This window comes from Bartonella sp. CL435QHHD (assembly GCF_042195095.1).
Taxonomy (GTDB): domain Bacteria; phylum Pseudomonadota; class Alphaproteobacteria; order Rhizobiales; family Rhizobiaceae; genus Bartonella.
In genome coordinates this window covers 1-1181 of sequence record NZ_JBHINS010000014.1, presented here as the reverse complement: position 1 = coordinate 1181, position 1181 = coordinate 1, and the positions used below count along the sequence as shown (strand labels likewise).

1 protein-coding gene is annotated in these 1181 nt (G+C 36.2%); it reads right to left on the bottom strand.

The genetic code is table 11. From position 1 onward, the window contains the following. On the bottom strand, positions 1 to 780 hold a 780-nt coding region (locus ACFILH_RS00575; RefSeq protein ID WP_375667206.1), incomplete at its 3' end, for a YopJ/AvrA family T3SS effector serine/threonine acetyltransferase. Positions 781 to 1181: the final 401 nt, after the last annotated feature.

Genomic DNA, 1181 nt, shown 5'->3' with positions numbered 1-1181 from the left:
CCTAAGACGTCTTCTGCCTTGCACGTGTTTGTATAAACGAGCTGGAAGATATGGATCTAATTTTTCAGCAGGTAAAGGCGTATCTGGTTCACATAACACACCCTTAATATTATCTTTGTGTAGTCTTTCTAATTTTTGAGCTTCGAGATAAAGCTTTTTAGCAAGGCTTAAGCTGAACATTCCACATTCAGAGGAACTGCGTTGAATATCCATTTCTGCCATGGCAAAAGAACAGTTAGACAATTCATGCGCTTTAATGGCCAATTGTGCCCTTAATGCTAGCACTGCTGATTGCATGTTTTTAAATGTTGTAGGTTCAAAAAATATCACGGACGTTTTGTCATCGATAGTTTGATGATCAATTACTGAAAAATGAATTCCTCTATCTTTTGTGTGAATGATAAATCTAGAAGATTTTATGCCTTTTTCGAGTGTTTCTTTTAGTGCAAGGGCAAAGTCGTGAGATGATGCTACCAATTGAAGACGCATTTCAGGATATTTAAGATTTGCTTGTTCTACCAAGGCTGGCATCAGTTTAAGATCTGTACTTGCATAATCAGCTGTAAACCAACGACCCATTAAGATGTCATCTTCTAAACGGGCAACAATATCTTTTAATTCCGCACGATTGAATGGGATATTTCTTCCTTTTTCGCTACTGGGTTGTTCTAAATGTGCAGTAATATTGTCTAATGATACATTTGCATGTGCCCCTTCAGGTGCACTTGCTCCTTCTGGTGTTTGTGAGGAATGAGGGAGGGAAGAATCTTGTGGCTTCATACTATTAGCCTCCATATTGATAATTGGTAGATGATATTATTTTCTTCAATTCTGGCTAAACAATGTTTGCAGGAAAGATTTTTTAGCTAAAAAAAAAGAGATGAAATCATCTTTATTTAAAAAAATTTGTTACGAAAGACAAAATCCCACGCTTTTCAGAGTTAAGGCAAGGTATCTTTTGTCTTTGTAAGAGGTAATTGCTTACTTTTTGCATCTTTAGCTCTTTACTTCTTTCAAAGGGAAAAGAAGATTTGCTAACAGCAACTTATATCTTACCGTAAAGCCGCAGAGCTTCATTCTTTGTGGATGTGGAATAGGGCTATGGCAAATGCTTATTACATCATTAGAGATTTGTATTCTGTTGCTCTTTTTCTGTGTTGTGAAACAGAAACAGTTTTTGT